At 69.5% G+C, this 23,017-nt stretch carries 17 protein-coding genes and 1 pseudogene; 8 read left to right on the forward strand and 10 right to left on the reverse strand.

Annotated features, from left to right (window positions below; translation table 11 throughout):
- The first annotated feature begins 110 nt into the window (after window positions 1–110).
- The gene (locus ACFU5M_RS09845; protein ID WP_379046675.1) at window positions 111–728 is read left to right on the forward strand and encodes a TetR/AcrR family transcriptional regulator; all 618 of its coding nucleotides are present in this window, start codon (window positions 111–113) and stop codon (window positions 726–728) included.
- Window positions 729–735: 7 nt separating this feature from the next.
- Here ACFU5M_RS09845 and ACFU5M_RS09850 read toward each other — a convergent pair whose 3' ends face one another.
- A complete protein-coding gene (locus ACFU5M_RS09850) occupies window positions 736–3,771 on the reverse strand; it encodes a sacsin N-terminal ATP-binding-like domain-containing protein (RefSeq protein WP_379046678.1) in 3,036 nt (1,011 codons plus the stop codon).
- A 1,165-nt stretch (window positions 3,772–4,936) separates the two neighbouring features.
- A pseudogene (locus ACFU5M_RS09855) lies at window positions 4,937–5,636 on the reverse strand (DUF3027 domain-containing protein); the annotation flags it as partial.
- Window positions 5,637–5,683: 47 nt separating this feature from the next.
- Here ACFU5M_RS09855 and ACFU5M_RS09860 point away from each other — a divergent pair.
- From ACFU5M_RS09860 to ACFU5M_RS09870, 3 genes are all read left to right on the forward strand, one after another.
- Window positions 5,684–6,457, forward strand: coding sequence for a glutaminyl-peptide cyclotransferase (locus ACFU5M_RS09860; protein WP_379046681.1), 774 nt, complete (start codon window positions 5,684–5,686; stop codon window positions 6,455–6,457).
- Between the two features lie 93 nt (window positions 6,458–6,550).
- On the forward strand, window positions 6,551–8,467 hold the full coding sequence (locus ACFU5M_RS09865) for an MFS transporter (RefSeq protein WP_379046684.1): 1,917 nt from the start codon (window positions 6,551–6,553) through the stop codon (window positions 8,465–8,467).
- Window positions 8,464–9,045, forward strand: coding sequence for a DUF2771 domain-containing protein (locus ACFU5M_RS09870; protein WP_379046687.1), 582 nt, complete (start codon window positions 8,464–8,466; stop codon window positions 9,043–9,045). The genes ACFU5M_RS09865 and ACFU5M_RS09870 overlap by 4 nt, the downstream gene beginning before the upstream one ends.
- A 334-nt stretch (window positions 9,046–9,379) precedes the next feature.
- Here ACFU5M_RS09870 and ACFU5M_RS09875 read toward each other — a convergent pair whose 3' ends face one another.
- A complete protein-coding gene (locus ACFU5M_RS09875) occupies window positions 9,380–9,799 on the reverse strand; it encodes a cold-shock protein (RefSeq protein WP_379046796.1) in 420 nt (139 codons plus the stop codon).
- Between the two features lie 186 nt (window positions 9,800–9,985).
- Between ACFU5M_RS09875 and ACFU5M_RS09880 the strand changes: the two genes are divergently transcribed.
- Both ACFU5M_RS09880 and ACFU5M_RS09885 read left to right on the forward strand, forming a co-directional pair.
- Window positions 9,986–10,228, forward strand: coding sequence for a hypothetical protein (locus ACFU5M_RS09880; RefSeq protein ID WP_379046690.1), 243 nt, complete (start codon window positions 9,986–9,988; stop codon window positions 10,226–10,228).
- Window positions 10,229–10,637: 409 nt separating this feature from the next.
- Window positions 10,638–11,267 carry a resuscitation-promoting factor Rpf1 domain-containing protein gene (locus ACFU5M_RS09885; RefSeq protein WP_379046693.1) on the forward strand — a complete coding sequence of 210 codons (630 nt, stop codon included), beginning with the start codon at window positions 10,638–10,640 and terminating at the stop codon, window positions 11,265–11,267.
- An 83-nt stretch (window positions 11,268–11,350) separates the two neighbouring features.
- On the opposite strand, the gene ACFU5M_RS09890 is transcribed toward ACFU5M_RS09885, so the two are convergent.
- Window positions 11,351–11,539, reverse strand: a complete 189-nt coding sequence (locus tag ACFU5M_RS09890) for a hypothetical protein (RefSeq protein WP_379046696.1) — start codon at window positions 11,537–11,539, stop codon at window positions 11,351–11,353.
- Between the two features lie 110 nt (window positions 11,540–11,649).
- Here ACFU5M_RS09890 and ACFU5M_RS09895 point away from each other — a divergent pair, with 110 nt between their 5' ends.
- Window positions 11,650–13,944 (forward strand): helicase-associated domain-containing protein, encoded by a 2,295-nt coding sequence (locus ACFU5M_RS09895; protein WP_379046699.1) that lies wholly within the window; start codon window positions 11,650–11,652, stop codon window positions 13,942–13,944.
- Between the two features lie 6 nt (window positions 13,945–13,950).
- Here ACFU5M_RS09895 and ACFU5M_RS09900 read toward each other — a convergent pair whose 3' ends face one another.
- Entirely contained in the window at window positions 13,951–14,475 is a 525-nt protein-coding gene (locus ACFU5M_RS09900) for a hypothetical protein (protein WP_379046702.1), read from the reverse strand.
- Window positions 14,476–14,769: 294 nt separating this feature from the next.
- Here ACFU5M_RS09900 and ACFU5M_RS09905 point away from each other — a divergent pair, with 294 nt between their 5' ends.
- On the forward strand, window positions 14,770–15,600 hold the full coding sequence (locus ACFU5M_RS09905; protein WP_379046705.1) for a hypothetical protein: 831 nt from the start codon (window positions 14,770–14,772) through the stop codon (window positions 15,598–15,600).
- Window positions 15,601–15,604: 4 nt separating this feature from the next.
- Here ACFU5M_RS09905 and ACFU5M_RS09910 read toward each other — a convergent pair whose 3' ends face one another.
- The 5 genes from ACFU5M_RS09910 to ACFU5M_RS09930 all read right to left on the reverse strand — a co-directional run bounded on the left by ACFU5M_RS09910 (window position 15,605) and on the right by ACFU5M_RS09930 (window position 22,457).
- Window positions 15,605–16,969 (reverse strand): M1 family metallopeptidase, encoded by a 1,365-nt coding sequence (locus ACFU5M_RS09910; protein ID WP_379046708.1) that lies wholly within the window; start codon window positions 16,967–16,969, stop codon window positions 15,605–15,607.
- Between the two features lie 117 nt (window positions 16,970–17,086).
- Complete coding sequence (locus ACFU5M_RS09915; protein WP_379046711.1) at window positions 17,087–17,725, reverse strand: LysE family translocator; 639 nt, start codon at window positions 17,723–17,725, stop codon at window positions 17,087–17,089.
- A gap of 54 nt (window positions 17,726–17,779) precedes the next feature.
- Window positions 17,780–18,448, reverse strand: coding sequence for a DUF3239 domain-containing protein (locus ACFU5M_RS09920; protein ID WP_379046714.1), 669 nt, complete (start codon window positions 18,446–18,448; stop codon window positions 17,780–17,782).
- 41 nt (window positions 18,449–18,489) lie between these two features.
- A complete protein-coding gene (locus ACFU5M_RS09925) occupies window positions 18,490–20,148 on the reverse strand; it encodes a DNA repair helicase XPB (protein WP_379046717.1) in 1,659 nt (552 codons plus the stop codon).
- A gap of 149 nt (window positions 20,149–20,297) precedes the next feature.
- The gene (locus ACFU5M_RS09930) at window positions 20,298–22,457 is read right to left on the reverse strand and encodes an acyltransferase family protein (RefSeq protein ID WP_379046799.1); all 2,160 of its coding nucleotides are present in this window, start codon (window positions 22,455–22,457) and stop codon (window positions 20,298–20,300) included.
- Window positions 22,458–23,017: the final 560 nt, after the last annotated feature.

Genomic DNA, 23,017 nt, shown 5'->3' on the forward strand with positions numbered 1-23,017 from the left:
TCTCGATGCAGCGAACCACACAACTGGTCACTCGTCCAGTCAAATTTTTTTCGGCCCGCGAATTGACTGCGCGGGCCCTGGGCGCTTAACTCCCTTGGGTGTCCTCCCGATTGAGCGTCGAAGAACGACGGGCCCACCTTATCGAGGCCGCGATCGGCCTTGCCGAGAAAAAGGGCGTTGCGGGCGTGACCACGCGCGATGTCGCTCAGGCGGCGGGTGTCTCGCTCGGTGTGGTGCATTACTGTTTCGAAAACAAGGACGCGCTGATGACCGAGCTGGTCAAAGCGTTGTCCATGGAATTGCGCGATTCCGTCGACGCAAACGAAACGGTATGGCAGGACGTCGGAAGTGGAAAAGAAGCCCTTCAAAAATTGATCCGAGCGGGACTGGAACTCATGTGGCTGAACATCGAAGCCACTCCGGAACGGCAGCTGCTCACTTACGAAACAACTACATACGCGTTACGCGAAGGCGAGCAAACCCCGGCGAAACTCGCGATCGCGCGCGAGCAGTACAACTTCAACGACTCGACGGTCGCCGACATCCTCGAGCACGCGCGTGACGCGACCGGCACGCGCTGGTCGGTCCCGGTGCAGACGCTGAGCCGATTCACGCTCAACGTCATCGACGGCGTGGTGCTGCGCTGGCTGGTGGACGACGACAGCGAGAGCGTGCGCGGACAGCTGGATCTGCTGAGCGAGATGCTCACGGAATACGCGGCGCAGTAGCCGCCGCTCAGCCGCCCAGGCGCGGCGCGCGGACGTGCACGGCCGAGCCGGTCTGCCACCAGGGCACCGCGACCGTGGCCTCGATCGCGCCGCTCAGCCGCACCGTCAGTTCGTGATGCACGACCAGCTCGCCCGCTTGCGCGGGCAAGGCGAACAGCTGCCGCAGCACGACACCCAGTGGCTCCGCCGCCCAGGTCGTGCGGCGGCCGGTATCGGTGACCTCGGCGGTGACGGCTTCGGACACCAGCGGCAGGTCGAGCAAAGCCGCCAGGGCCGAAGAGTTTTCGGTGTCGCCCGCCACCAGTCGATCCGGCGGTACCGCCAAGCCGAACCACGGGCGATCGAGGATGAAGGCGTCCGCCGGATCGACCACGGCGCCGGTGAGCACGCGCACGCGATCGGGTGGTTGCAGGTCGGCGAGATCCAGCAGATCCGCGGCGACGGCGGCCGCCAGGCGGGCATGGGTACGCGAAACGACTTCCGGCGAAGGTGTTCTCGATGGGTCCGCGAGCGCGTCCAGTAGCGCGGCAGCCAGCTCGTCGGTGATCGTCCCGGGATCGGCGAGGACCCCGCGGCAAGCGTCCGGGTCGACACCGGCGACAGCGAACACCGGTAACAGCCCGTCGAACTCGGTGTCGGCGGGATGGCGGAAGAGTCCCAACGGGGTGCTGTCGATCCGTGCGTATCTGCGCAGCCACCACGCGGTGTAGCCGTCGGCGTCGGCCAGCAGGCGGCGGGCGCGCGGCGCGAGGGCCAACTGCCGCAACGCTTCCGGCCAGGCGGCGTCATCGATCAGGTCGAGGTCGCGGACGGCGACCAGCTCCGGCGGATCGTCCGGCAGCGTGGACCACCAGTGTTCCTCGTCGTCCAGATCGTGGTCCGGACCGGTCGGATCGGCCTCGACGATCAGACCGAAATCCCAGCCGACGCCGACGGCGCGCAACGCCTCCGCGCCGTAGCGCTCGACCAGTTCCGGGTCGGCCGTGCCGAACGGCGCGTCGGGCACGAGCAGGTCGCGCAGCGGCGCGCCGGGCAGCAGCAGTTCGTCGGCCGGCCGCGATTCACCTTCCGTGTCGGGCAATTCGAGCAGCCTCAGCCAGCAAGGCAGTGCCTCCGGAGCCGCGTGCGCGGCCAGACGCAGGATCGCATCGGCGGTGTCGGGGTCGTCCGGGTGATCCTCCAGCTCGGCGCGCAAGCCCGGATCGGTCAGGAGATCCTCGGCGGTGGCCGACCGCGCGCCCAGCCGAGCCAGCAGGGGATGCGCGGCCTCTGGATGCGCCAGCCTGGCCCAGTGCACCGGAATCGCGACCTCGAGCTGATCGTCCAGTATCACGGTGCGTGGCCCGGTAACGAGCCTGCCGTCGGCCAGCGGCACCGCCAGCGCGCCCAGTTCCTCCGCGGTGAGCGGATCCACCACGAACGGTTCCAGGGCGGTATAGAACTGCCGCCACCAACTCGGCGGCCGCTCCAGCCCCCCGGACAATTCCGCGAGCCGCGCCAATCCGAGCCGGTGCACATCCAGCACACCCATGGCCTCGGTGTGCGCCCGCCCGGAGAGGTCCGGGATGACCAGCGGACCGGCCACCTCGTCGAGCAGGGCAGCCAATTCCGCGGTCAGTCCGGCGAAGACGTAGGCGCGGGTGGGGACAGCCACGTCCTGCGGGTGCGGCACTACGGCGGCCGACGACGACCCGGCGATGTCGGACGGAATCCGTTCGCCGGACACCGATGTGCTGCCGGGTCCGGCGGTCCGGTCTTCGACCGTCCCGGCGCTCAGCAGGTTTGGCGACTCGATCGCCGCATGTGGCGCATCGGCGTCGAGGCCCCATGCTTCGACGTGGGCCACGGCAGGCGATTGTTCTTGCGGCAGCGCGTCGTCCGCTTCGTGAGGGGCGAGGGTGTTCGATCCGGCGTAACCCTCGGTGAAGGGCCCGAGTTCGGCGGCGAGCTGCCCGGCGTCGACCGGGCCTTCGTGCGTGCGCCGGTGGGTGGCGACCACGGGCAGCCATGGTCGCGTTTGCAATTCGCGCAGCAGTGCTTCGCGCAGCAGACCATCCGCCTCGCTGCGAGCGAAACCGGGCGCGGGGACGAGCACGAGCCGGTCGCGGGGTGGAAGGGCGCGAGCGAAATCCGCGTAACCGGTGGCCAGTTCGGCGAGCCGGGCGCCGGGCAGCAACCTGCGGCGATCCGGCTGCATCGGAATATCGGCGACGAGCAGCGCGGGCAGCGACAGTTCCTCGTCGGACCTGGTCGGCGCCCGCAGCACGTCGGGGGCGGCCGCCACCGGCCTGCCGTCGCGCACCGGCAGCAGCCAGCGGGCGCGCGGGGTGCGGTACTGCCACCAGGTTCGCTGCTCGCTGCCGGGGCCGTCGACATAGACCTCGTGCATGCCGTCGCCCATGTCCTCGGCACTGCTGACTAGTTCGTCCGCGCCGATGCGGATGCGGTGCAGGGCGGGCAGTTCCAAGAGCAGATCGACGGCGTCGGCGCGCATCGCGGCCAGCAGCGCGTCGGCGTCGACGTCCGCGCGCAGCCGCAGCACGACCTCGGTGTCGAGACCCGCCGCCGGTCGCGCCTCGGTCGGCCAGGCCAACCGCAGCACCGGAGGGGCGAATTCACCCGTGTCCACGGCGGGCGTTCGAATCTCGTTGTGACGCAGAGCTTCGCGGGTCTCCGCACGGGAGAACCGCAGCGATCCGGAGGCCGAACGGAATTCGATGTCATCACTCACCGCGAGCACGGCGGTGAAACCGACGCCGAACCGGCCGACCGTCCCGTCGTCGGATTTCCCCGACGCGCGCAGAGCGGTGAGCGCGTGCACACCGGAGATATCCAGCGGCGCACCGGTATTGCCGATGTGCAGGGCACGGCCGTCGAGGCGGACGACGACGGCACCGGCCACGCCCGCCTTGCGCGCGGCGTCGGCGGCGTTCTGCGCCAACTCGGTCAGCAACCGGTCGCGGTAACCCGCGCGCACCAGGTCGTTCTCGGTGGCGGCGTCCTCCCGCAATCGCGTCGGGGAATCGCGCCATGCGGCGAGCACGGCCGCTCGCAGCGCCGAAGTGCCGAACGGATCGGCGGCCTGGCTCAGCTGCGCGGCGATGACTGGATCTCCGGCTGTGCCTCGGCCTCTGGCACGTCACCGATGCCCGAATCACTGTCCGACTCGGCGACCGGCGCGTCCCCGGTGCTGGGCTCCGGGCCGCGGGGTGCGTCGGCGGACGAAGCGCCGGGCTCGACATTCGACTCGGGCGAATCAGATCCGGTCGTGCTCGCTGGCGCGGATTCGGCTTCCGCGGCGGCCGACTCGCCGGGAACCGACGACCTTTCCGCGGAACCCGGCTGCCGGTCCTCGCTCACCGGGAGAACAGCGTCCTCCGCGCTCGACGCGGCGGTATGCGACTCGGCGGGCTGGGACGCCGACTCGCTCGATCCCGCCGCGGACTCCGTAGCCACTGTCCCGGCCTCGGCCGGATTCGACGGCGTTCCGGGCTCCGCGGCACTCTCGGTGGAGACGCCGGAGTTCTGTGCATCGACCGGTGCGGGCCGCATGGCCTCCACAACGTCCGAACCACCCGCACCAGCAGCGGGGCTGCCTGCCGTATCGCCGGTGCCGAGAGTTGAACCGGTGCCGATTTCGGCCTCGGTCACCTCGGGATCGGTAGTCACCGTGCTGTCGGCGGGCTGGGCGCTCGGGGGCTCGGGGGCAGTGCTTCCCTCCGCTACAGCGGTGTTCTGCTCCGCCGCGTCACCTTCGACAGGCACAAGCCCTTCCGCGACGCCGGGCTCGGCAACGGCGGGGTCCTCGGTCGCGTCCTGCGCGAGAGCAGCGTCTCGGGCGACGACCGCATTCTCGGCGACCGCACCCGAATCACCAACCGCAACACCCTCGGCGGCCGCAGCAGCCTTCGCGACCCCTGCGTCCTCGACAGCCGCGGAACTCGCAGCGACAGGAGCGGTCTCGATTCCCGCGGACTCCTCGGAGACATCCACGTTCTCGACGTCCGCAGCGTCCCCGGCCGGCGCTTCGCCGTCGGCGACTTCCGCGCCCCCGACCACCGCAGCGTCCTCGGCAATCCCCGAGTCCACGCGGGTCTCGGTCGTCTTCGTCGCGTTCTCTGCCTGCCCGGTGACCACACCGCGGCGACCGCCGCCCGCGGACGAGTCCTGCCGGGCGCCGCGAGGTTGCTCTGTTCCGAGCGAGATCAGCTCGATGGCCGCGTCGTCGTACGCCTCGTAGAGCGGGGACCCGCCGCCGGTGGGCATCTCGGTATCCGAATGCGCGCCGCAGCCGTAGGCGACATGGACAACCTGCCCGTCCGCGCCCATGACGTTGCCGCAGACACCGAACGCGGCGCGCAGCGCGCCCGCCAGTGGCAGATAGAAGCCGCAGCTCCCGCAGGTGGCGGACGCGGCCTTGGCCATCTCCGAGTCGGGACCGTGCTCGGCGTACCAGCGCTCGGCGGCCAGTTCGCGCCCTTCCCTGCTCAGCACCTTGGTGCGGCCGAGACCGACCTCGTAGGCCACTTCGTCGACCACCGGATCGCCGGTCGCGACATAGCCGGGCACCAGGCGCGGATCGCCGGCGGGCGGGGCGAGCAGGTCGCCCGGCGCGAGATCCCCCGGACGAACTCGCTGCTCCCAGGGCACGAACTCGGGCGCGACCAAGGCCTCGGGCCCGGGTAGCAGCGCGGACTCGCTGACCGTCGCATGCCCCGCGCCGGGCGGGGCGGCCACCACGACCGCCCACTGCCACCCGCGATAGCCGGGCAGCGTGGCCTCGAAACGGTGGGTCGCCGCGCTCTCGTCCTCGGTGATCACGCCGAGGTGCGCTCCGACAGCCGACGGTTCCAACTCCAGGAGCGCACGGCGGGCCAGGTCTACGGCATCGGCCAGAATCGGCCGCACGCCGGACTCCGAAACAGAAACTGCGCTCACGGCCTACATTTTGCCGTATGAAGCGCAATCGGCGTGCGTTGGCCATCGGTGTGCTGGTCGGTCTGCTGGTCGCGGGTGGATGCGGCCCCGCCGACGAGGCGGCATCCAGGATGAAAATCGAGGTGCTCGGCACCCGGCCACACGATCCGAAAGCGTTCACCCAAGGTCTCGAGGTCGACGGCGACGTCCTCTACGAGGGCACCGGCCTGGCGGGCGCGTCGAGCGTGCGGGCCTCCCGGCTGACGACCGGCGCGGAACTGGCCAGGACCGAGTTGCCCGCCCCCTACTTCGGCGAGGGCATCACCCTCACCGGCACCACACTCTGGCAGCTCACCTGGCATGACGGCGTGGCCATCGCCCGGGACCCGGCCACGCTCGCCGAGCGTGGCCGGGTGCGCTACGACGGCGAAGGCTGGGGCCTGTGCGACCGGCGTGGACGGCTGGTCATGAGCGACGGCACCGACCGGCTCACCTTCCGTGATCCGGTCACCTTCGCCCCGACCGGCTCGGTTGAACTGACCAGCCACAACGGCGCGCGCCTCAACGAGCTCGAGTGCGCGGCGGACGGGTCGGTCTATGCCAACGACTGGCCCACCGACACGATCCTGCGCATCGACCCGGACTCCGGCGCGGTGCTCGGGACCGCCGACGCCACCGGTCTCCTTCCCGCGACCGACCGGACTCGGGCCGACGCCCTCAACGGCATCGCCCAACTGCCCGGCACCGATCGGTTCCTGATCACGGGCAAGAACTGGCCGACCATGTTCGAGGTCCGCTTCACACCCGCCTGAGCGCGTTCCCGCGTCCGCGACGATGATCACTTTCCGCCGCCACCTCGGAGCGCGCGTGAACGCTCAGCACGGGAGTGCGCCAGAATTGGAGTCGTGACTACTCCCCGCGAACCTTCCGGTCCCGACCGTGATCGGTGGGAAGGCGAGGAGTCCCCGCCGTTCGATCGGCATCCCGGTTTCGACCGGTACCCGCCACCCAACCCACCGCGACGGCGCGGGCCACTGCCGCCGCTGCGACGCGGACGCGCCTCCGAGCGGCACGACCAGCAGATTCCACCGCCGAGTCCGCGCCGGGAAGCGCCACGTCCTCCGGAACCGCCGCGTACCAAACCCCTCCCGCTCGGAAGTGACCCCGAGCAAGCGGCCGCCGCCGACCATGAGCGCCGCCGCGTCTTCCCGCACCGGCCGCACACCGAACCGCCGGGCCGGGCCGAACCCGACTATCCCGAGACCGCCGTCCAGGATCAGGTCGAGCCGCCCGAAAGCCCGGCTCCGTCCGGGACGCGACGACTGCCGCGCAAACTCACGGTCACCCGGGTGGCCGCCATGCGCGGCAGAGAACTCACCGAGAAGGGCATCGCGACCTTTCAGCGCGCGGCCAAGGCCGACGGCGCGGATAAGTCGGGCCTCACGGCGCTCACCTACGCGACCATGGCCAACTTCGCCCTCGACGCCGCCATCGCGGTGGCGCTGGCCAACACCTTGTTCTTCGCCAGCGCCACCGCGGAGAGCAAGACGAACGTCGCGCTGTACCTGCTGATCACGATCGCGCCGTTCGCGGTGATCGCCCCGCTCATCGGCCCGATGCTCGATCGGCTCCAGCGCGGTCGCCGCCTGGCGCTGGCGACGTCGTTCGCGGTGCGCACGGTGGTCGCGGTGGTGCTGATCTTCCAGTTCGACAGCTGGGCGCTGTATCCGCTCGCGTTGTGCATGATGATCGGCAGCAAATCGTTCTCCGTGCTCAAGAGCGCGGTGACGCCCCGGGTGTTACCGCCGGACATCGATCTGGTCCGCACCAACTCCCGTCTCACGGTGTTCGGGCTGGTCGGCGGCACCATGGGCGCCGGAGCGCTGGCCGGGCTGGCCGCGGCGATCGCGGGCTCGAACGGCGCCTTGGTCTTCGCCGCGCTGATCGCCTGCGCGGGAACGTATCTGAGCCTGCGCATCCCCTCCTGGGTCGAAGTGACCGAGGGCGAGGTGCCCGCGACGTTGAGCTATCACGGCGCCGACGCGCACACCGAGGTGCTCTCCTCCGGCAAGGAGTCGCCGGTCCCGCCGCGCAAACGCAGGCAGCCGCTCGGTCGCTCCGTGGTGACCGGGCTGTGGGGCAACGGCGCCATCCGCGTGCTGACCGGGTTCCTCACCTTCTACGTCGCGTTCGTCGCCAAGGCAACCGAGCACCGGCCGGTGCAGCAAGCCCTCATGCTCGGCGCGGTCGGCGCGGCCGCGGCCATCGGCAATTTCACGGGCAATGCCACGGGCGCCCGTCTCAAACTCGGCAGACCCGCGCTGATCGTGGTCGGCTGCACGGCGGCGTGCGCGCTGGTGGCGCTGTTCGCGACGTTCACGAACAATCTGCTCGGCGCGGCGGCCGCCGCCTTGGTCGCGTCCGCGACGAGCGCGCTGGCCAAGGTGTCGCTGGACGCCTCCATCCAGGACGATCTGCCGCCGGAGTCGATCGCCTCGGGTTTCGGGCGGTCGGAGACCGTACTGCAGCTGAGCTGGGTCATCGGCGGCGCGGCCGGGGTGCTGCTGCCGACGGAGTACTGGAAGGGCTTCGCGGTGGTCACCGCGGTACTCGTGCTCGGCTTGGTGCAGACTTTTCTCAGCTTCCGCGGCCACTCGTTGTTACCCGGCCTCGGCGGCAACCGTCCCCAGCACGCGGAGCAAGAGGTGCCTGCCTCCCGGCCGCACGGGTACCCGGCGAGCGCACCTCGCGCGCAGGGTCCCGCACCGCGCGGCGGCGACACCACACGCAGTCAACGAGGGCAAGGAGACCCGATCTGGTGAGCAAGGTCAACGCACGCACGATCGCCGCGCTGGTCGCGGCCGCCCTGCTCGTGCTCACCGTCGCCTTCGCGGGCGTTCTGGCGGTGCTGATCCGCGACGCCGACGAACCCGACGTCACCCTCACCGCCTACGCGCACGGCAAGACGGTCACCGTGCGGCCGTTCAGCTACTGCGCGGTGACCATGCAGGACTGCCGCATCCTGCCCGAGGACAACGTGCCCGGTACGGTGTTCACGGCGCTGAACTGCGCCCCCGATACGCCGGACTGCCACCGCGGCCGCACCGCCGAGCTGGAAGTACCCGCCGGTTACCCCTTGCAGCTGTCGCTCCCGAAGAAGGTCGCCGACGCGCCCTGGCTCGCACAGCTGGTCTACCTCTTGCCGAACGGCGAGAAGGTCGACCAGGTGATCAGCCGGAACGACTATCCCGACCGCGCCATGGCCCTGACCATCGACTCCCAACCGGAGCCCGATCTGCGCCTCATCGGCGTCGAGTTCCAGCTGCCGATCCTCGCCCGTGACGAAACGGGCCGGGAGTTCTACGTGCCGCACGCCACTTGGTCCATCAACACGGCGTAGCGGCGACTCCGGGCGCCGGTCTCGATGATCGTCCGCCGCAAACCCGGTAGGCCGCCGCGGACGACGTCGAAGGCTTGCCCATGAGCGCCGGTGCGCGCCGAGCGTGCGACGGCACCGACGCGCTCCGAGGAGTCGGACCCGACTGACGACCTGCTGCCGGTACGCCGCGTATCCGGGAGTCGCTGCGCCGCACCGACGAATCGACGGCCGAGGTCGACGCGTTGAACCGCCGTGGCGGCGCGGCCGAATCGGCCGAGCAGATGAACGTCTCGTCGCCCGGGAACGGCGCGGTAGGTGTCGTCCAGCGCCCGCGTAACTCGCCGCGGGCCGAAAACTACCGGTCCAGCTCGCGAGCCACCGCGCGAACGACTTCCGAGATGCGTTGGGCAGTCTTGCGATCCGGGTACTTGCCCTTGCGCAGATCCGGCTGCACCTTCGCCTCGAGCAAGGTGATCATGTCCTCGACCATGCCGTGCAACTCGTCCGGCGTGTGATTGCGCGCGGCAGGCTCCTTGCGCGAGTTGCGTTCCTGGCCCTGCCGGACCGACGGCGGCGTCTCGAGCAGCTTGAGACTCAGCGCCTGAGGCCCGCGACGGCCTGCGGCCATGCCGAATTCGACACGCTGGCCGGGCTTGAGGCCCTCGACACCTTGGGGCAGCGCGGACGAGCGGACGTAGACGTCCTCACCCTCGTCCTGGGAAAGGAAGCCGAAGCCCTTTTCGACGTCGTACCACTTCACCCTGCCGGTCGGCACTGCGCTCACCCGTTCGTCATCGAGAACTCGGACCCCAACGGCCCGAGCACATTTGTCCACCGGGCCGATCCGCGACCGGCCCTTTCCTGTGCGAAAAGAACGCGCCCAGCACGATTGCAGGACGCGATTGCCATCGAGTCTACCCCGGTGCGAATAACGCAAGCACATCAGTTTTACCGTCGAGCCGTGACGAACTCTTCCGCTCCGACCCCGACTGGCGGCGCCCCTCGACGGCGCGGCGATTGGTTGCTGCAACTCGCGCTCACCCTGTTCGCGCTGGGATTGCTGGCGATCGTCGTCATCTTCGCGATCCCCTTGCTGACCGATGGCGAGCCAGGGCTGTGGCTCTATTTCGGGGCACTGCTCGCGCCGCTGGGCTTCGTGCTCGCGCTCGTCTTCGCGCTGCGCTCCGGGCGCAGGTCCCGGTAGAACCGGAGAACACGCCTCCGATCCGACACAAAACCGGTTACCCGACGCGATCGTTACCCACTCGAGGCTGTGATCCTCGTCACATTACGAGTAGGTCACGGGGCTGTGGCGACGCGCGCCGCAGGGGACCGCGACTTCTCTAGCTGCGCGAAGGCGCCTTACCCATCCGATACCGCGTCGAGACCCGTTGGTACACGCCGGTTACCAAATAGTGATTTTTCCCGCCGTTCGTCGTACCGTCTTATCCAGCCGGGACACCCGGCGACCACCGGCCCGCCGCACCGAGCCTCGCCCCGCGGGTACCGGAACCCCCGACGGAAACGTAGGGGCGAGGGCGGAACGGACGACCTCTCAGTCCGAACCAGAACCGAAGATGTCGCAGGTGCGTCGAGAGGAAGACGAACCCGATATGAGTGGACGCCATCGCAAGCCAAGCTCGACCGGTCGCACGGTAGCCAAGGTTGCCGTCACCGGTGCCATCATCGGCACCGCTGGTGTGGCTCTCGCAGGCAACGCCAGCGCGGCACCCGACTCCGACTGGGATCAACTCGCGCAGTGCGAGGCCGGCGGCAACTGGGGCATCAACACGGGCAACGGTTTCCAGGGCGGGCTGCAGTTCTCGCCCAGCACTTGGCGCGCCCACGGCGGCCAGGAGTACGCCGCCTCGGCAAACCAGGCCAGCCGCGAACAGCAGATCGCGGTCGCCGAAAAGGTCCTCGCCTCGCAGGGCTGGGGCGCTTGGCCCTCCTGCTCCTCCAAGCTCGGCCTGAGCAGCGCGCCCAGCCAGCGCTCCGCGCCCGCCCCCGCCGAGACCCCGCGCTGGAACCCCGCGCCGCAGGCCGCCCAGGCCGCGCCGGCGGACAGCTCGCAGCAGATCTTCTCGGCCGTCGACCGCGCCCTCGAGGTGGTGCAGAGCCAGGGCGTCCAGGTGCCCAAGGAAGCTCTGGACTTCTTCAACGCCGCCAAGTCCAGCGGAGCCACCCTCGACCCCGCGATCGTCAACTTCTACGAGGCGAACAAGGGCCTGTTGCCCTCCTGATCGCCACCCGTCGTGGAGAAGGGCCCCGCATCATCAACGATGCGGGGCCCTTCTTCGTAGCCGAGAACGTTCCGGTCGCGCGCTCAGCGGTTGATCACCGTGTTCGGGTGCATGTAGGGCAACTGCTCAGCGGGTACCGGGAACTCGGTGTCCTCGCCGTAGGGCGAGAGGCCACCGGAGCGGGCCGCAGAGAGCTCGGTGACCGCGTGGTCACCGTCGGCTACCTTCGGCCAGCCGTTGTCGACGTAGGATTTCTTCGATTTGTTCACCACGGACCCATTTTGGCACGAGCCGCTCCGCGCGGATGCGCCGCGGCCCGCACGCCGCGGCCCGCACCGCCTGACCTCGGCGGGCGACCGCCCAGCATCGTAGGCTGGATCGGATGACCGTGACCGACTCCCTTGCCGGATGGCTCGGTGCCCGCAGTGATGCCCAGCTCGTGACGCTGCTGCAGCTTCGGCCCGACCTGGCCGTGCCGCTGCCCTCCTCCATGGCCGTACTCGCCGCCCGCACCGAACAGCGGGCGTCGGTGTTACGCGCCACGGAGGACTTGAACACGCTGGAATTCGCCCTCGTGGAAACCCTTGCGGTGCACGGGGCGACGCATCCCGACCGCGGCCCGCTCCACCGCGCCGAACTGCATGTGCAATTGTGCGAACGGGTACCGGCCGCCGCGATCGACAACGCGCTGGAGCGGCTGACCACTCGCGCGCTGATCTGGCTCGACGCCGAGCAGGGACTTCATCTGATCCCGGCGGCCGCCGAGGCGTTGCCGTGGCCGATCGGCACCGCGACCGAGATCCCCGACGCTCTCACCGAACCCGAGGTGGTCGCGGCGCTCCCCGAACTCGCGCCCGCCGAACGTGCCCTGCTGGACAAGCTGGCCGCGACGGGGCCGCGCGGCCGCACCAAGGACGCCGCGCCGGGCACTCCGGCCGACCGGCCGATCCAGCGGCTGCTGGCGCGCAGGCTGCTGCACTGGGTCGATGACGAGACCGTGGAGCTTCCGGTCACGGTCGGCCAGGTGTTGCGCCGGGAACCGGTCACCCACCCGCATGCGCTGACACCGCCGCACCCGCAGACCGCCAAACTCACACCCGCCGACGTGAACGCGGTCGCGGCGGGCGAGGTCGGCGAGCTGCTGCGGCACTGCGCCGCCGTGCTCGAGGTGCTCGGCCAGGTCCCCGCTCCTGCCTTGCGCGCGGGCGGCCTGGGCGTCCGGGAGCTGCGCCGCATCGCCAAGCAGGCCGGTGTCGACGAGCAACGGGCAGGTTTGCTGGTCGAACTGCTGGCGGCCGCGAAACTGATCGAGAAAGGTTTGCCGGACCCTCCACCCGACTTCGATACGACCGACGACTTCTGGGCGCCGACGCCGCTCGTGGACGCCTGGCTGGAATCGCCGCCCGCGCGGCGCTGGGCCGCGCTCGGACTAACCTGGCTCGATCTGGATCGGATGCCGTGGATGATCGGCATGCGCGATGCCAACGACAAGCCGCTGGCGGCGCTGTCGCTGGAGCTGCGCACCCCGAACGCGCCGCGCGATCGGCGCGCCATTCTCGGCCTCCTCGCGGAATACCCGTCCGGTACGGCGCTGGGCCCGGCGGACATCGGCCGGGTGCTGGCCTGGCAGCAGCCACGCAGGCGCAGGAACTTCCGGCCGGAGGTGGTCGACCAATCCCTGGCCGAGGCGGCGGCGCTCGGGTTCGTCGGCCGCGGCGCGCTCGGCTCAGCGGCGCGGGCGCTGCTGCACGCGGCGCCGACCAGCGTGGCCGACGCCGAGGCGGAGATGGAGGCGGCGCTGCCGGAGCCGGTGGATCACTTCTTGGTGCAGGCGGATCTGACGGTGATCGCGCCCGGCCCGTTGACGGCCGACCTCCAGCGGCGCGTCGCTCTCGTCGCCGACGTCGAATCCGCGGGCGCCGCAACGGTGTACCGGATCGGCGAGTTCTCGGTGCGTCGAGCTCTGGACGCCGGCTCGACGGCGGCCGAACTGCACGCGCTGTTCGCCGCGCATTCCCGCACGCCGATCCCGCAGGCGCTGACCTATCTGATCGATGACGTGGCCCGGCGCCACGGTCAGTTGCGGGCGGGCATGGCGCAGTCGTTCATCCGCAGCGACGACCCGGCGCTGCTGGCCCAGGTGCTCTCCGCACCGGTGGCGCGCACGCTCGCACTGCGATCCATCGCGCCGACCGTCGCCATCGCCCAGGCGCCGCTGGGCGAACTGCTCGAGCAGCTGCGCGCGGCCGGTTTCGCTCCCGCGGGTGAGGACTCGGCCGGTGCGATCGTCGACCTGCGCCCGCGTGGCGCGCGGATCTCGGTGCGGCCGGCCGCGCGGCAGCCGTATCGGCCGACACCGCCCAGCACCGAGCAGCTCGAATCGCTCGTCACCGAACTGCGCGCGGGCGAACGCGCCGCCAGCGCCCGCGCGAGTCACGCGGTGCGCCCGGACGGCACGCGGACCAACACCGCCGCCACCCTCGCCCTGCTCCAGCTGGCGGCGCGGGTGCGGCGGTCGGTGAACATCGGCTACGTCGACGCCCAAGGGGTCGCCACGCAGCGGGTGGTGGAACCGTTGAAGGTGGGCAACGGGCAACTGGACGCGCTGGACCCGGTCACCGGCGCGGTCCGGCACTTCACACTGCACCGGATCGCGTCGGTCGCCCTGCTGGAATGATCGGCTCTAGGGCTTGCCCGTGCAGAAGGTGACCTTGGGGTCGGATTCGATGAGCCGGAAGCTGTCGGCGTCGTCGCCACACAGCAATTCGTCCGCCTTGCCGTCGATCCGCTTCAGCACCTTGAAGGTGGCGTCCGAGGACGCGCAGTCGACGTGCTTGTATCCGGTCGTGCTGCTCTCGCTGTAGCAGCTACCTTCCTTGAAGTTCGGCGCCAGGCACAGGAACGCGGTGGTGCCGCCGCCCAGGGTCTCCTCGTAGGAGGTGTAGTCGGCGGCGCAGTCGGTCTTCTTGTCGTAGGACTGCGCCACTTTGTACACGGCCTTGTCCGACGAGCAGTCGACCGGTTCGGTCTTGGAATCGACGGCCGAGCTCTCGATGACATTGATGCAGTCGCCGACTCCGGCCTTGGCGGTGTCCGACTTGCTCGCGTCACCGATCAACGAACAGCCGGTCACCGTGACCACCACGGCGGCCACCGCGACGAGGGCGAGCACGACCCGTGCCAGCAGCCTCGCTCCTGGAAACTTCACCTGAAAACCTCTCTGACCGAACACGTTCACGGGCTCGTGAACGCGGTGAGAATACCCGCACGACCAGAGCGGCCGCATCAGCTCACCGGGTGACCTCGAGCAGCGCGCTAGTAGCTGTGCGTGCCGTAGAGCCCCATGAGCGCATAACCGAGGATGCTGGGGAGCAGACGGCCGAGCAGCAGGAACGCAGAGTAATTCACTAGCAACGCCTTTCGCGTGTTCGATACAACTGGACCCTTGTCCGGTATGCGGAGTGTGTCGTCGCCCGAGACCGGGTCGTTACGCTTGGGCAGTATGACGGTCGAGGACGTCGCACGCGACCTCTACGGGCTGACGCCCGGAGAGTTCGTCGCGGCGCGCACGGACCGGGCGGCCGCGGCCAAGCAGGCGGGCGACAAGCGGCTCGCGGCCGCCATCGGCAAGCTGCGTAAACCCACCCTGACCGCGTGGGCGGCGAACCTGCTGTCCCGCTCGGCGGCCGACGACGTGGCCGCCCTGCTGCGTCTCGCCGCGGCCTTGGCCGCCGCTCAGCGAAAGCTCTCGGCCGACCAATTGCGTGACCTGACCGTGCAGCGCCGGCAACTGGTCAACGCGCTCGCCGAGAAGGCGGCCGCACTCGCCGCCGGACAAGGGCATCCGGTCGGTGACGATGTCGTCCGTGCGGTAGGCCGGACGTTGACCGCTGCGCTCGCGGACCCCGAGGTGGCCGATCGGCTGCGCACGGGAACGCTCGTCACGGCCGCGAGCTACGAGGGCTTCGGGCCGAGCGGACCCGATCTGGTCGCGGTCCCCGAACCGGCCACGCGACCCCGACGAGCGGCATCGCGGCAGAAGCAGGACGACAGCGCACATCGCGAACTGGCGGACGCCCAGGACGCGCTCGACACCGCCCGCGCCGCGGAGGAATCGGCACGCTCGGCCTTCGACGACGCGACCGGCGAACTGTCCGCGGCCGAGGAACGCGTCGCCGCGTTGCGCGACGAGCTCGAGCGCGCCGAACAGCAGCGGCAGTTCCGCAAGTCGGCCGAGCGGACGGCCGGAGACGAACTCCGTGCTGCGCGACGGCAGCTGGAGCGGGCCGAACGCAGGGTCGCGAAGGCCACGCAACGCGTGCGGGACGACTGACGAGTCAGCTGAGCAGGGCGCCCGGGAACAAATACTCCTGCGGTGGCGGCGCGGTCGTGTTCAGCCACGCGTGGAAGAAGCCGGTCAGGTCCGTGATCGATCGGGACTGTACGAAAGCGCGGAACTCCGGCATCGAGGCATTGCCGTAGGCGTGCGCGGCGAGGAAGTCCCGAATGGCCGGGAAGAACACCTCGTCGCCGATCTGCTTGCGCAGCGCGTGCAGGAACAGCGGGCCGCGGTAGTAGACGGAGGTGAACTCCTTCCCGGCGCCGGGGTTCTCCAGCGGGATGTTCCAGAACCTCTGGTTGTCGTGATACTTCCGGATGGTCTCGCGGTAGTCGTCGTCGACGTTCTTGCCCTCCACCCGCTCCGGCCACAGGTAGTCGGCGGTATAGCTGGCGAAGCATTCGTTCAGGCAGATGTCCGACCACTGACGCACCGACACCCAGTCGCCCCACCACTGGTGTGCGATCTCGTGCACGACGGTCTGCAGATCGGTCTTCGGCGCGTAGAGCGGGCGGGTCTGGGTCTCCAGCGAGAAGGTGATGTCGGCGTCCAGGTAGATGCCTCCCGCCGCCTCGAACGGATAGGGCCCGTAGAGCTTCTCGGAGAAGTCGAGGATCTCCGGCAGGCGCTGCTCGAGTTCACGGTGGCGATCCTTCGTGTTCGGCGCGAACGCGCTGACCAGCGGAGTGCCGTCGGCCCTGCGCTGCTCCAGGTAGTCGAACTTGTCGATCGCGACGGTGGTCAGGTAGCCGAGCACCGGCTTGGCGTTGACCCAGCGAACCGTCCGCTTGTCGCCGTGCACCGCGTTCTCGGTCCGCACACCGTTGGAGACCACCTCCCACTCGGCGGGAACGGTGGCGTTCAGGGTGAACGTGGCCTTGTCCAGCGGGGTGTCGTTGAGCGGATACCAGCTGGTGGCCGAATGCGGCTGCCCCGCGACGAACGCGCCGCCGCTGGGCGCGAAGGTCCACCCTTCGCCTTCGGTGTTCACCGCGGGGCCCGCGTAGTCGACGGTGACGGTGAACGGCAGGCCGGGCAGCAGCGGGAGCAGCGGCGTCACGGTCAACTCGTGCTCGCCATTGCGGTCGAAGCCGGCGGGCTGCCCGTTCACCGACACCATGCGCACCTCCGGCCCCGCGAAATCGAGGTTGAACACGCGCAGGGCCTGCGTGGCGTGCGCGGTGATCGTGGCGGTGCCGGTCAATGCGCGACTCGGTGGGTCGTAATCGATGCCGACGTCGTAGTGATGGGCGTCGTAGCCGCCGTTGCCGTCGAGCGGATAGTACGGATCCCCCAGGCCGGGCGCGCCGACCAGCGGGTCCGGGGGCGGGTCCGCGTGCGCGCGCAGCCAAGGCGCCGCCACGAATACGCACGCTACCGCGACGCACATCCGGCCGGACAACCTCATACGAACGACCACCCCTCTCCACCCCGCCTCTTGCCGGTACCGGCGCACCGACTTCGCTGGATGGTAACGGCTTCAGTCGCCACTTCCGGTCAGCGCCACCGACGCGCCGACACCGAAGATCATCACACCGCCCGCGCCTCCGACCGCCTCCAGCCTGCGCGGCGACCTGGCGAACCAGGACCTCGCCGAGGCGGCCAGCAGCGCCCAGGCACTGTCGGAGACCAGCGCGATGGCCAGGAAGACGGTGCCGAGCAACAGGAACTGCCATGACAGCGAACCCGCCGCCGGATCGGCGAAGTGCGGCAGCACGGCGGAGAAGAAGACGATCGCCTTGGGATTCGTGAGCCCGACGATCGCGCTCTGGCGCAACACGCGCGCATGGGAAGCCGGTTCGATCGTGGCGCCCAGCGCCACGCGCAGCGCCGAGCGCTGCCGAATCGCCTGGACTCCCAGATACATCAGATACAGCGCGCCCGCGAACTTGACCACGGTGAGCGCCAGCGCCGACGCCGTGAGCAAGGTGCCCAGCCCGATAGCGACCAGGACCAGGGCGACGTAGACGCCCACGGCGTGCCCGAGCACCGAGAGCAACGCCGCGCGCCGCCCGAGCGTGAGCGCGCGACCGATGGTGAACAGCACACCGGGCCCGGGCACGACGATGATGACGAAAGCGGCGGCGACGAATGCCAGCAGATCGGACGCTGGAACCATCTTTCGAGTGTAGGCGCCCGCGCACCGGCGAAAGTGGACGTTGTCGCAGCCGGATCAGGAGCCGAGTTCGCCCGGCAGGTGGTGCGGGTCGAGCAGCAGGCGTTTCGCCGCGGAGCGCCGCACCTTCTCGGCGAGCGCGAGATTGTCGGTGAGCAACCGCCACTCGGCCTCGCTGATCGCGGCGCGGGCGCGGGCGATGACGGCATCGTCGGTGGTGCCCCAGGCGATCGGCATGGCGCTCACCGACTGCCAGCGCTCACCCACCTGCCGCGGCGCCCGATCGGTACGCACCGCGACCGACGGCACACGCTCCCCCGCCTTGGCCTCATGGCCCGGGAGGGCATGGACTTTACGGGTCACCAACGCGAAACGCGGCTCACTCGTCTCCGGCGTGGACACGTCGACCAAGGCGAGCAGCACCACACCGGAGGGGCGAGCCTCGGAAATCACCGCGGGGATCAACTCACCGTCGGCGTACAGCTTGTCGATGCTGGAATGCCACGGCGTCCACAGGGCGACCCACAGCGCCGTCACCGCGCCGAGCGCGAAGGCGATCGCGAGCAGATACGCCCAGGGGTGATTCAGCCAGATCAGGAACGCCGTCCCGGTCGCCGCGACGACCGCGGCGGCGATCGCCAGGAAACGCAGGCGGCGGAGGTCGGCGAAGACTTCGTTGACCGCATGGGCATGCCTGCGGTCCACCGCGAATTCGAAGCGTCGCACGCCCTTATTCCTAGCACAGTTTGCGGAGGCAATGCCTCCGCTTATCCGATGGCGGGGCCGAGCAAGTCGTCGGCATCCGTGATGCGGTAGGCATACCCCTGTTCGGCGAGAAAACGCTGCCGATGTGCGGCGTATTCGGCGTCGAGGGTGTCGCGTGCCACGACCGAATAGAAATGCGCCTGGCCTCCGTCGTGTTTCGGGCGCAGCAGCCGGCCGAGACGCTGCGCCTCCTCCTGTCGCGAACCGAAGGTACCCGAAACCTGCACGGCCACGGATGCTTCCGGCAAATCGATGGAGAAGTTCGCCACTTTGCTCACCACGAGCACCGGAATCTCGCCGCGCCGGAACGCGTCGAAGAGCTCCTCACGCTCCTTGGTCTTCGTCGAACCCTGGATCACCGGGGCGTCGAGCGCGGCGCCGAGTTCGTCCAATTGATCCAGATAGGCGCCGATGACCAGGGTCGGCGCGTCCTGATGCCGGGCCAGAATCGATTCGACCACAGAGATTTTGGTGTGCGCGGTGGAGCACAGCTTGTACCGCTCCTCCGGCTCGGCGGTCGCGTAGGACATCCGCTCGGCATCGGTGAGCGTGACCCTGACCTCGACGCAGTCGGCGGGGGCGATCCAGCCTTGGGCCTCGATGTCCTTCCACGGCGCGTCGTAACGCTTCGGGCCGATCAGCGAGAACACGTCGCCCTCCCGGCCGTCCTCGCGCACCAGCGTCGCGGTCAGGCCCAAGCGGCGGCGGGACTGGAGATCGGCGGTCATTCGGAAGACCGGCGCGGGCAGTAGGTGTACCTCGTCGTAGATGACCAGGCCCCAATCGCGACTGTCGAACAGTTCCAGGTGCTTGTACTCGCCTTTGGTGCGGCGCGTGATCACCTGATAGGTGGCGATGGTGACCGGGCGGATCTCCTTGCGTTCACCGGAGTACTCGCCGATCTCCTCCTCGGTGAGCGAGGTGCGCGCGAGCAGTTCGCGCCGCCACTGCCTGCCCGCCACCGTATTGGTCACCAGGATCAGCGTGGTCGCCTGAGCCTTCGCCATCGCCGCGGCGCCCACCATCGTCTTGCCCGCGCCGCAGGGCAGCACCACCACCCCGGAGCCGCCCGCCCAGAACGAGTCGGTGGCCATCTGCTGGTAGTCGCGCAGATGCCAGCCGTCGGTCGCGTAGTCGAGTTCGATCGGGTGCGCCTCGCCGTCGACGTAGCCCGCGAGGTCCTCGGCGGGCCAGCCGATCTTCAGCAGCATCTGCTTGATGCGGCCGCGCTCCGACGGGTGCACCACCACGGTGTCGTCGTCGATGCGCGCGCCGAGCATCGGCGCGATCTTCTTGTGCCGGAGTACCTCCTCCAGCACCGCGCGATCCAGGCTGACCAGCGTCAACCCGTGCGCGGGATGCTTGACCAGCTGCAACCTGCCGTAGCGGGCCATGGTGTCCACCACGTCCACCAGCAACGGCTGCGGCACCGCGTACCGGGAGAAACTGACCAGCGCGTCCACCACCTGCTCGGCATCGTGCCCGGCCGCCCGCGCGTTCCACAGTGCCAGCGGCGTCACCCGATAGGTGTGCACATGCTCCGGCGCCCGTTCCAACTCGGCGAACGGCGCGATCGCCTGCCGTGCCGCATCGGCCGACTCGTGGTCTACCTCCAGCAGCAGCGTTTTGTCACTCTGCACGATCAGCGGACCGTCGTTCACAGTCCCTCCTCAGCTAGATTCCCCGCCATTCTCCCCGACCCCTCCGACAACCTCGCAGGTTACCGGCCCTTCCCGCGAGACGCGGTGTGGCAGCGACCGGGTGTAACGCCGGAGGGGCGCGATGTCTTCCCGTGCACCGCCCGGGCGGCTCACCCGGCAGCGAGCGCGCGTTCGGCGAGCGCGCCGATCACCGGCGCGAGCGTAGTGGCGTAACCGCTGGTGAGGTGATTGTCGTCACGGTAGACGAGAGTGTTGCCGACGATGACGGGACAGCGCGCCGCGGTGCAGAACAGCGAGGTCAGGTCGGCGTACCGGCCACCGCCCGCGGTGACGGCGGCGTGCTCGGCCGCGATGCCCGCGTCGTCGACCGCGACCCGCCGGGTAGGGGCGCATGCCGTGGCGTCATCGATGTGCTCGGCGACGCACGCGGGCACAGTGGCATGCGGATCGGGAACTCCACCCAGGACGAGGACGGCCGATCCGGTGGCTCGCAGCTGGCTGACCAGGCGGTTCAGGCTGTCGATCCACGCCTGGTCGTAGGACACGAAGCCGAAGTCGCCACCGTAGCGCCGGGACATGCTCACCACGATCAGCCGCGGGCGCTCGTCCCGCAGCCGGGCCATGATCTGCCCGCGCCACTGCTCGCACTCGGTGTACACGCGGCCCAGATAGGGGCTGGTGATCGGCAGGTCGAGCAGCGGGCAGGTGACCTTGGCCATGGTTTCCAGCCGCCAGTGGCGCGCGACGGCGATCCGCTCGAACGCCGGATGCCACATCGCCGCGTGGGAATCGCCGACCAGGGCCACGGTGGCGGCCGCGTCCGTCGCACCGGACGCGCATTCGCCCTGGCCCACGTCGTGCCAGGACCGGAAGCAACCATTGTCGAACACCTCCGCCCGGTCGCCGCGCGCGCTCGCCAGGGAGGGAGTGAGGTTGGACGGAACATCACGCATGTCGGCCGAGGCGGCGACCGCCGACTGGGTCTGTGCCGTCAACTGCCCGACCGCCTCCATATATGGGTCGGTGGCAGTGGCCGGCGGGACCGGCGTGGTCAGTGTGAGACTCCGCGCCGCCATGCCACGGCCGACCGGGGTAGGCACGATCGTGAGCAACGCCAGCGCTACACAGATGGCCATCGCGGTGCTCGCGCCGCCGCACGCGAGACTGAGCGTGGCCGAGCGCTTCAACCGGTCGGCGAAGCGCACCGGATCCTCGATCAGCCGCTGAGTGAGTATGGCGAGTCCACCGGCCATGGCGACCGCGCCCAGTGCGCCGACCAGCCCGAGCGGGCGGCCGAGCACCTGCGGCGCGAGCACCAGCACCGGCCAGTGCCAGAGGTACCAGGAGTAGGACACTTTGCCGATCGCCCGCAGCTGCGGCACGGCCAGGACTCGGCCCACACCGAATCGTTCTTCGGCGCAGCCGGATACGAGCACCAGGACTGCGCCCAGCACGGGCAGCAGCGCCGCGATCCCGGGATACGGCGCCTTCTCGGTCAGCTGAACGCAAGCCGCCACGATCAACCCCAGACCGGCCCATCCCACAGTCACGGCCGCCCATCGCGGCAACCGGGACCACACGACGACCGACAGCGCCACCATGCCGCCCGCGGCCAGTTCCCACGCTCGTGCGGGCAGTGCGAAGAACGCCCACGGTGGCAGCGTCCGAGTCCAGGTCAGCGAGACCGCGAAAGAGAGCGCGGCGACCACCCCCAGGACGATCACGTACGGCAGCGGCGCGGCCGGGCCGTTTCGCCCACGCCGGACGAGCCAGGCCGTCGCGATCACCAGCGCGGGCCACACCAGGTAGAACTGCTCCTCCACGCCGAGTGACCAGAAATGCTGGAACGGCGAGGGCGGCGCGTCGCCCGCCAGGTAATCGGTGCCGTGCGCGGCCAATCGATAGTTCCCGGCATACAGCGCGCTCGCGATCCCGTCACCGAGAGCTTCGCGAGCCTGCAACGGCGGCAACAGCACGGCCGCGGCGATGGCCGTGGCGACGAGCACGAGACCCGCGGCGGGCAGCAGCCTGCGCGCACGCGCACCGTAGAACCGGACCAACTCGACCGTGCCCGTCTCGGCCGCTTCCCGGCAGAGCATTCCGGTGATGAGAAATCCGGAAATGACGAAAAAGACGTCTACCCCGACGAATCCACCGCCGATCCCCGGCACACCCGCATGAAACAACACGACGGCCAGCACCGCGACCGCACGCATTCCCTCGATATCGACCCGAAATCCCACTCTCGGCAACGCGCCTTCGAACCGGTCCACCCGCCGATTTCCCAACCCGCTGACCGTGGCCGCCATGGGCAGCATTGTCATCGGTTATCCCGACCGTGTCCCGCCGACTCGCCGCCGACATACGCCCTGGTCAGGAACTTCGAAGAACTGAGGTGGGAGCGGGCCGCCGAGTTCTCGCCGCAAACCGACGAGCCGGCAACCTATGCCGTCACGCCCGTCTCGTTTCATACTCACAGTCTCGCGGCAAGCAAGATCTCCAATCCGGAAGGCCCGAGCGAATATCGCCGTATCGGCATCGGGCGTCGATAATCTCGCCTACTGAAACGAACGGGCATCTAGAACTTTCGGAACCGACTGGCCGAGCCCCATCAGCCATCGCGAAATCCGTTGTAGTCGGCGGAATTACACACCAGTTCGAACACAGGGCGCCGACGGCGTATCAGAGCGGAACCGGCACCGGGGGCAGGTATTATGAATCAAGCGACCGGATTGCCGGACTATTGCTGGCCGAACCTTCCGACGACTGTCGGTAGCGATGGGCCGGCCCAGGTGTTCTACGTCTTCCTCGACGGCGACGAGCCACTGCAGTCGATCCGCTCCGATACGAGCAGGGAGTACTTCCACCG

Source organism: Nocardia sp. NPDC057455 (assembly GCF_042802775.1).
Lineage (GTDB): Bacteria > Actinomycetota > Actinomycetes > Mycobacteriales > Mycobacteriaceae > Nocardia.

What these genes read in the sequence shown, in the direction of transcription:
- ACFU5M_RS09860 (WP_379046681.1), top strand. Translation starts at nt 5,684, where the DNA reads ATGAAGCGCAATCGGCGTGCGTTGGCCATCGGTGTGCTGGTCGGTCTG.
- ACFU5M_RS09885 (WP_379046693.1), top strand. Translation starts at nt 10,638, where the DNA reads ATGAGTGGACGCCATCGCAAGCCAAGCTCGACCGGTCGCACGGTAGCC.
- ACFU5M_RS09895 (WP_379046699.1), top strand. Translation starts at nt 11,650, where the DNA reads ATGACCGTGACCGACTCCCTTGCCGGATGGCTCGGTGCCCGCAGTGAT.
- ACFU5M_RS09905 (WP_379046705.1), top strand. Translation starts at nt 14,770, where the DNA reads ATGACGGTCGAGGACGTCGCACGCGACCTCTACGGGCTGACGCCCGGA.
- ACFU5M_RS09915 (WP_379046711.1), bottom strand. Translation starts at nt 17,725, where the DNA reads ATGGTTCCAGCGTCCGATCTGCTGGCATTCGTCGCCGCCGCTTTCGTC.
- ACFU5M_RS09930 (WP_379046799.1), bottom strand. Translation starts at nt 22,457, where the DNA reads ATGGCGGCCACGGTCAGCGGGTTGGGAAATCGGCGGGTGGACCGGTTC.